This window comes from Bradyrhizobium jicamae, assembly GCF_001440395.1.
Classification (GTDB): domain Bacteria; phylum Pseudomonadota; class Alphaproteobacteria; order Rhizobiales; family Xanthobacteraceae; genus Bradyrhizobium; species Bradyrhizobium jicamae.
Genome location: NZ_LLXZ01000202.1, coordinates 19,112 through 27,071 on the forward strand (window position 1 = coordinate 19,112; position 7,960 = coordinate 27,071).

Sequence of the window (7,960 nt, forward strand, 5' to 3'; positions counted from 1 at the left end):
ACAGTTCCGGATCGGTTACACCGCGCGGGCGGACGCGATCTTTTCGCCAAGCGCATGAAAGCGCTGCAACTGATCGCTGCGCAGCGCCCGCGTCTCGTCGCGGCCGACGAACACCTTGAACATGATGCCGCCGTCCACATTGATGAAGGCGATGAACGCCGACGACTTGCCCATGAAGGGCCGCTCGACAAAGGCGATAGCCGCGCAACGCTCGTGCCGCAGGTGCCCGTGCAATCCCTTGGGCTGCATCAGGTTGAAGTACCCGCGACCGACCTCTCCCGCCGGAATCGCGCCGGTGAACTCGAAGATCGCGTCGTCGGTGTGGACGATCAACGTCACCTCGCCCCATTGCGCGACATCGTTCATCGCAGCGCCAAACTCACTGCCGCCGCCGATACGCACCATCGTTTCCGGCATCGCTTCCAGGACAGCGCGCGGAGTGACTTTCCGTTCCCGCGCCACATCCTCGATGACCGCGCCCGGATTCTCCGCCATATACGCCTTGAGGTCGGCAAGCTCCGTGCTCAACATCGCACCCTCCTCTTACGCGGCGGCGCTGGACTTGCGCTCGCTCAGGATCACCTCGAAACCTTCGAACTTGGGATGGCCGAGATAGAGGCTTTCGCCGGTCTTGTTGTCGGCGCGGGCGTGCGCCCGGCGGAACTCTTCCGATTTGGTCCAGGCTTCGAAGGCGGCCTTGTCGACCCAGACGGTATGCGACGAGTACAGCGTGTGATCCTCGGCGACGGGACCCTTGAGCAGATGAAACTCGACGAAGCCGGCCATGCTGCTGAGATAGGACTCGCGCGTGCGCCACACGGTCTCGAAGGCGGCTTCAGAGCCGATCTTCACCTGGAACCTGTTCATTGCGATAAACATCTAAAATCTCCTTGCTGGGTTGCTGAGGTGCGCCTGGCGTACCGTTGAGTTGGTTGGAAACACGCATGCACCGAAGCCGCGCTGGAGCATCAGCGCGGCCCGGTGCGGCTTTGTTGGCTTGTCAGCTCGTCGAACTACACTCCGCCAAAGTGAATCTTCAATCCGGCCTTGTAGACCCTGCCCGGTCCGGGGCTCGACCACAACACGTCGTTCTGGTTGGTGCCATCGGTCGAACTGCCGGGAACGGCGTAAGGCCGGTAGTACTGGTTCAACAGATTGTCGATCGATGCCGAGAAAACAATGTCCTTGGTCGCATTCCAGGTCAGGTAAAGATTGACCAGCTCATACCCGGTGGCGGGCAGATAGCCGGCGGGCACGTCGTTGTTGGCGCCGAAAGAGGACCATTGCGCCGCCAGCACCAGCCTGCGATCAAGCAAGCGCACGCCGCCGGTCGTGACGACCTTGCGCGGCGTGATGGTCGCCAGCCCGACATTGGTCGCGACATTCTTGCCACGCATGAGATTGCCTGAGAGGCCGACATACCACAGGCCCGTGTCGTACACCGTTTCCCACTCGAATCCTTCAATCTGAGCATGCGCGATGTTCTGGTACTGATAGAACTGGCTGAACAGTCCGGGGACCGGGACCAGGATGGCTGACCTCGGGGTCGAGGCAACCAGGTCGATATAGTCATCGATGTCGTTACGGAACACGTTGAACTTGCCGCGGAAGCTGTCGCCAGCCGCGAACACGTCGTTGTACTTGAGGTTGATGCCAATTTCCTTGTTCTTGCCGACCTCGGGCTGCAGGCCCGGATTGGGCAGGAAGCAGAACAGGCCGGCAGTACCGCCCGGGCACGGGAAGAGCGCGGGGCCACCGCCGGTGGCGTGCGCGCCGGCGATCAACGTCTCGGTAATCGCGGGCGCACGGTAGCCTTCGGCATAGCTGGCATAGGGCGTAAAGCCGGGCACCGGCGTCACGCCGACTGTGAACTTTGGCGAGAACCGGTCGCCACCACCGCCGGTCGCAACAAACGGCGAATGAAGATCGTAACGGTCGTAGCGGATCGCACTGATGGCCTCGAACCAGGTCGAGTAGTTCTGCTTCAACTGCGCGAACCCGCCGGAAACGGTGCGCAGGCCGCTGGGCGTGGTGATGTTGGAATTGCCGCGGCTGTCGAAGGTTTTCACGTCATCCTGGAACGCATCGAGGCCAAGCGTCACAGCATTGCGCCAATCGCCGACGTTGAACCTCGTCGTATTGTAGACGTCGATCCCGAGCGTATCGAGCACATAGCCGCGCCTGTCGCCGACGCAGCCCGAGATGTTGTTGCCGAAGCTGCCGTTGCCGCAAAAGGCCGCGCCGGCGGCGGTGGCGCTGTTATGATAGGTCTTGAGCTGGTCGTTGTCGGTACGGTTGCCGTACAGCGACATGTTCCAGTCCCACAGGTTGTCGTCCGGCTTGCTGTACTTCCATGTGAGCGTGCCGGTGTAGTTCTTGGCGTTGGACGCATAGACCGACGACCCCTGAAACAGCGCGCGCTGCGCAGCGGTCAGAACCGGCCCGCGATTGAACTGGCCGATGCTGTACTGGTAGTCCTGGAAAATGCCGCCGAGCTTGATCTCGTGACCATCAGCCGGCCGCACCGTGACCTTCATCAGGCCGGCTGCGATCTCGTTGCCGGTATTGCCGATCTCAGTGCCGTTGCCGTCCTTGTAATTTCCCTGCGTGCGGTAGACCGCGCCGCCGAATACATCGACATTGGGATCGGCGCGCACGCCGCCGAAGATCGAGCCGAGGCCGCGAGCGTTGTTGGTACCGCCGGCGCCGGTCATATCGACGCCCCAGCGCTCACCCGGACGCACGACGTCGTTGATATCCTTGGTGCGGAACGAAACCACGCCGCCGATGGCGCCGGAGCCGTAGATGTTCGCGGTCGGACCGCGCACCACATCGACGCTGCCGACCAATTCGGGATCGAGGAAGAACGAGCCGTTGGCGTTGTGCCCGGTACGCTGGTAGTTCTGCCGCGCTCCGTCGACCACAACAGCGACGCGACCGAAATCCTGCAGACCGCGAATGTTGATGACGGTCGCGGGATCGTCGCCGCGCTCCTGGACCGACACGCCAGGTATGCGGTAGAGGACGTCGGACAGCCGGTTCGGCTGCAGGCCCTGGATCTGCTCCAGCGTCACCACGCTGACCGGCGCCAGCGCGTCGATCGCGCGCTCCTCGGTCTTTGAGGCCGCCACCGTGATCGCATCGAGCGACTGCACCGGCACGGCGCCGATCTGCGCCCGCGCGTTCATCACTGGCGCCGTCGTCTGAGTATCCTGCTGCGGCTTGGCTTGCTGGCGCTTGGCCTGTTTCTGCTTCTTCTGCTCGGCAGACCGCGTGACGGCCTCCGCCTCGAGCGCCTGCGTGAACGCTGCGCTTGACGACATCACTGCAAACGAAAATGCGGACGCGCCCAAAACCAAGGCGCGCGAATACCTAGCCCCGAAAGCCATACTGCCCCAACCTGTTATCTGATCTCTTGGGTCTGGCTGGCGGGCGCCGTGGTGATGAACGGCTGCTTGCTGGCTACCAATTGTCGCGACCGGGCACCCCCGCACGTGTCGCATTCACCCTCGTTACGCCGCGTTGCGGGAACGGTCAATAATGCCACCGGGCACTTTATATCGATTGTAAAGTGCAGTGGTTGGATTGCAGCCCCGCCCAACGGTACAAGCTCAGATCGATTGAATTTTTCGGGGCACCAAGACGCGAAATGTCTACAGCAGGGGGAAGCAAGCTCGGAGAGGCCCGAACACAATCGGCAAATTCCGCTGCCGCGACGAGATCTCTCGTTGTAAACGGCAACCGGATCGACAGTCGCGAGCTGTTCGCCAACGAGCGCGAGATCATCATCGCGCATGGCGAGGAGAGCTATCGCCTGCGGCTGACGTCGCAGAACAAGCTGATCCTGACCAAGTGACCGCGAAGGTGAACCGGCAATGACAATTTGTCGCACGCTCGCGTTGACGGCCGCTGCGGGCTGTTTCCTGCTCGGCAGCGTCGCGCTCGCTGCCGGCATCACGGTGCACGATGCCCGCGACCGCGACGTCACGATCGGCGACGTTGGGCGGATCGTCTCGATCGGCGGTGCGATCACCGAGATTCTCTATGCGCTCGGTTTCGAGGACCGTCTCGCCGGCGTCGATTCGACCAGCCTCTATCCGGCCGCGGCGCTGCGCGACAAGCCGAATGTCGGCTACATGCGCCAGCTTTCCGCCGAGGGCGTGCTCGGGCTCAATCCGTCGCTGGTGCTCGCCGCACAGGGGTCGGGGCCGAAGGAAACCATGGATGTGCTGGACGCGGCCAAGGTGCCGCTGGTGCTGGTGCCCGAGACCTTCTCCGAACAGGGCCTGATCGAGAAGATCAAGCTGGTTGGCCACGCCATGGGCGCGGACAGCCGTGCCGCATGTCTGACCGCGGCCGTCTCCGGCGACCTCGCGCAATTGCGCGAGCTGCGCGCCAAGGTAACCAAGCCTGTCCGCGTGATGTTCGTGATGTCGCTATTGAACGGTCGCGCCATGGCCGCCGGAAAGAATACCGCGGCGAACGAGATCATCGCGCTCGCCGGCGGCGTCAACGCCATCGACGGCTATGAGGGCTACAAGCCCATCAACGACGAGGCGATCGTCGCGGCCAAGCCCGACGTCGTTCTCTCGATCCAGCGCGGCAAGGACTCGCTGGATGCCGAAGCCGTATACGTCCATCCCGCCTTCGCGCTGACGCCGGCTGCGGCCAACAAGGCCTTCATCTCGATGGAAGGCCTCTATCTGCTTGGCTTCGGGCCGCGCACGGCGGCAGCCGCCCGCGATCTCTCGGTCAAGCTCTATCCGGCGCTGGCGCCGCAGGCGGAGAAGTTTGCGCCGGCGGCGCTGACGGCCAACTGCCGGTCATGACAGCGTTGACCGGAGCCGGCACGAGGCGTCGCGCCGGATATGCGTTCCGCCCGTCCGCTTCCCTGGCTATCGTCTGTCTGCTCGCAGCACTTGCCGGCACAGCGCTGATCGCCCTCACCGTGGGCGCTGCCGGAATTCCGCTGGCGCGGCTGCCGGCCGCCCTCGGCCTGTGGCCGGACGCCGCGCCGTCGCCGACGCTGGCGCGCGATCAGCTCGTCGTGTGGTCGATCCGGATTCCGCGGATCGCGGCGGCGGCGATGATCGGCGCGCTGCTCGCGGCATCCGGTGCGATCATGCAGGGGCTGTTTCGAAACCCCCTCGCCGATCCCGCGCTGGTCGGCGTTTCCTCCGGCGGCGCGCTGGCGGCAGCGGCGGCGATCGTCTTCACCGACAGCCAGATGGGGCAGAGCCTGCGCTTTATGCAGCATCAGTTGCTGCCGATCGCGGCATTCGCAGGCTCGCTGGCAACGACGATCATCCTCTATTCGATCGCGAGCCGCTCGGGGCGGACGTCGATCGCGATCTTCCTGCTGGCCGGCATTGCGATCGCGGCCATCGCCAATGCCGGCATCGGGCTTCTCGTATTCATCGCCGACGATCGTCAGTTGCGCGACATCACCTTCTGGATGCTGGGCTCGCTGAGCGGGGCGACCTGGCCCAAGGCGGCCACGTTGGCGCCGGTGCTCGGGTGCGCGGCCATCGCCTGCGTCTGGATCGGGCGCGGCCTCGACGTGCTCGTGCTGGGCGAGGCCGAGGCGTTTCACAGCGGCGTCGACGTCGAACGCCTGAAGCGGATTTCGATCGTGCTGGTATCGGCGATGACCGGCGTTGCGGTCTCCGTCTGCGGCGTCGTCGGCTTCGTCGGCATCGTGGTGCCGCATCTGCTGCGGCTGGTGATCGGACCGGCGCACCGCCTGCTGCTGCCGGCCTCGATGCTGTTTGGCGCCGTGCTGATGACGGGCGCGGATACGCTGGCCCGTACCATCGTGGCGCCCGCGGAAATGCCGATCGGCATTCTCACCGCCGCGATCGGCGCGCCGTTTTTCCTGGGCATGCTGCTGCGCCAGCGTGGGCTGGTTTCGCTGTGACCGCCCTTCTCGAAGCACAGTCGGTCTCGATGGTGGTCGGCGGCGCCACGCTGGTCGACAGCATCGATCTGCAGATCAGGGCGGGTGAGATGGTCGCCATCGTTGGCCCCAACGGCGCCGGCAAATCGACGCTGCTGCGGATGCTGTCCGGCGATCTTCGCCCGACACGGGGAGAGGTCAGGCTGAAGCAGCGCGACATCCGCCTCTATCCGCCGCGACAGCTCGCGTTTCACCGCGCGATGCTGTCGCAGCACGTCAACGTCACCTTCCCGTTCACGGTCGAGGAAATCGTCCATATGGGCGCGGGCGATGCCGGCCGCGCCACCGCACAGCCGCTGGTCGAGGCGGCACTCGGCGAGGTCGGCCTCGCACATTTCAGCCAGCGGCAATTGCCGACGCTTTCCGGCGGCGAACAGCAGCGCGCGCATTTCGCCCGCGTACTGGTGCAGCTCGCCTGCGGCGAGGCGCAGCATGGCCCCGGCCTTCTTCTGCTGGATGAGCCGACCTCCAGCCTCGACATGCGCCACCAGATCGACCTTGTGGAAACGGCAAAGCGGCGCGCGCTGAACGGCACGGCCGTGATCGCGGTACTGCACGACCTCAATCTCGCCATGCGCTTCGCCGACCGCATCGTGCTGCTGCATCGGGGCCGGCTCGCCGTCGACGGCGGCCGCAATGAAGCGATCACGGCGGAAACCATCCGCCGGATTTTCGAAGTGGACGTGACGATCGACTACACCGACCAGGGTGTGCCGTTCCTGTTGCCGCAAACCATGCGGCCGGCGGCATCGCCGTAAGGGCATAACGCCGCAGCTTTATCCAACGGCGTCACACGCCGTTCATGAAACTGTCAGCCGGCTGTAACAGCTGCTCCGCAAGACACAGCGCATCGTCATCACAAGGAGATCCGCCATGCGCGTGTCATTGCTCTGCTCCGTCGCGTCAGTCTTTTTGGCCAGTGCCGCATTCGCGCAGGGCGAAGGGGAGTTTCCTGCCACGCTGAAGGGGCACGCCGTATTGCCGGCGCAGAGCTTCATCGACGCGCCTGCTGACGCGCCCGACGATCTCAAGACCGCAGGCAAATACACCACCGGCAAGCGCACCGATGCCGTCGGCACCGTGATGGGCAAGTCCTATGAACGGCCGACCGGCGTCTCGCTGCCGTTCAAGGGGCAGCCGCTGCAGGGCCATTCCGGCATCAAGGTGATGCCGGACGGCTCGTTCTGGGTGCTCACCGACAACGGCATGGGCTCGCGCTACAACTCGGCCGACTCGATGCTGTATCTCAACCGCCACAAGATCGACTGGGCCAGCGGCAAGATCGAGCGGCAGGAAACCATCTTCCTGCACGATCCCGACAAGAAGGTGCCGTTCCGCATCGTGCATGAGGACACCACCAAGCGTTACCTCACCGGCGCCGATTTCGACACCGAAGGTTTTCAGATCGTCGGCGACACCTTCTGGATCGGCGACGAGTTCGGCCCCTATGTGCTGAAGGCCGACAAGACCGGCAAGATCCTGGCCGTGTTCGAGACCACCGCCGACGGCAAGCCGGTGCGCTCGCCGGATCACTGGTCGGTGCAGTCGCCGGCGACGCCGGGCGCGAGCTACACCACCGTCAACCTGCGCCGTTCCAAGGGCTATGAAGGCTTTGCCGCCTCGAAGGACGGAAAACTCCTCTACGGCCTGCTCGAAGGCCCGCTCTGGGACGCCGAGAAAAAGGACGTTGAAAAGGTCGACGGCAAGGAAGCGTCGCGGATTCTCGAATTCGACATCGCCGCCGAAAAATTCACCGGCCGCTACTGGACTTACGTGTTCGAGCAGAATGGCAACGCCATCGGCGATTTCAACATGATCGACGCGTCGACCGGCCTGATCATCGAGCGCGACAATGGCGAAGGCACCGCCGACAAGGCCTGCCCGGCCGGCCAGCGCGGCGAGAACTGCTTTTCGGACCTCGCCAAGTTCAAGCGCGTCTACAAGGTCGAACTGTCAGACGCCAATGTCGGCAAGCCGGTGCGCAAGATCGCCTATATCGACCTG

The 7,960-nt window shown here is 64.2% G+C and carries 8 protein-coding genes; 5 read left to right on the forward strand and 3 right to left on the reverse strand.

Features of this window, described 5'->3' with window-relative positions; all coding sequences use genetic code 11:
• Positions 1-15: 15 nt before the first annotated feature.
• From hutX to CQ12_RS34820, 3 genes are all read right to left on the reverse strand, one after another.
• The gene (gene hutX, locus CQ12_RS34810; RefSeq protein WP_057839793.1) at positions 16-531 is read right to left on the reverse strand and encodes a heme utilization cystosolic carrier protein HutX; all 516 of its coding nucleotides are present in this window, start codon (positions 529-531) and stop codon (positions 16-18) included.
• Between the two features lie 12 nt (positions 532-543).
• Positions 544-879: a heme-degrading protein HmuQ gene (gene hmuQ, locus CQ12_RS34815; RefSeq protein ID WP_057839794.1), complete on the reverse strand. Its 336-nt coding sequence runs from the start codon at positions 877-879 to the stop codon at positions 544-546.
• Between the two features lie 134 nt (positions 880-1,013).
• Positions 1,014-3,323, reverse strand: coding sequence for a TonB-dependent hemoglobin/transferrin/lactoferrin family receptor (locus CQ12_RS34820; RefSeq protein WP_430642294.1), 2,310 nt, complete (start codon positions 3,321-3,323; stop codon positions 1,014-1,016).
• Positions 3,324-3,649: 326 nt separating this feature from the next.
• Here CQ12_RS34820 and CQ12_RS34825 point away from each other — a divergent pair, with 326 nt between their 5' ends.
• From CQ12_RS34825 to CQ12_RS34845, 5 genes are all read left to right on the forward strand, one after another.
• Positions 3,650-3,856: a hemin uptake protein HemP gene (locus CQ12_RS34825; RefSeq protein ID WP_057839796.1), complete on the forward strand. Its 207-nt coding sequence runs from the start codon at positions 3,650-3,652 to the stop codon at positions 3,854-3,856.
• A gap of 19 nt (positions 3,857-3,875) precedes the next feature.
• Positions 3,876-4,829, forward strand: coding sequence for a heme/hemin ABC transporter substrate-binding protein (locus tag CQ12_RS34830; protein ID WP_057839797.1), 954 nt, complete (start codon positions 3,876-3,878; stop codon positions 4,827-4,829).
• Positions 4,826-5,917 (forward strand): FecCD family ABC transporter permease, encoded by a 1,092-nt coding sequence (locus CQ12_RS34835; RefSeq protein WP_057839798.1) that lies wholly within the window; start codon positions 4,826-4,828, stop codon positions 5,915-5,917. The genes CQ12_RS34830 and CQ12_RS34835 overlap by 4 nt, the downstream gene beginning before the upstream one ends.
• Positions 5,914-6,714: a heme ABC transporter ATP-binding protein gene (locus tag CQ12_RS34840; RefSeq protein WP_057839799.1), complete on the forward strand. Its 801-nt coding sequence runs from the start codon at positions 5,914-5,916 to the stop codon at positions 6,712-6,714. Before CQ12_RS34835 ends, CQ12_RS34840 begins: the two co-directional genes overlap by 4 nt.
• Before the next feature lie 115 nt (positions 6,715-6,829).
• A partial coding sequence (locus tag CQ12_RS34845; RefSeq protein WP_245310292.1) for an esterase-like activity of phytase family protein occupies positions 6,830-7,960 on the forward strand: 1,131 nt, incomplete at its 3' end.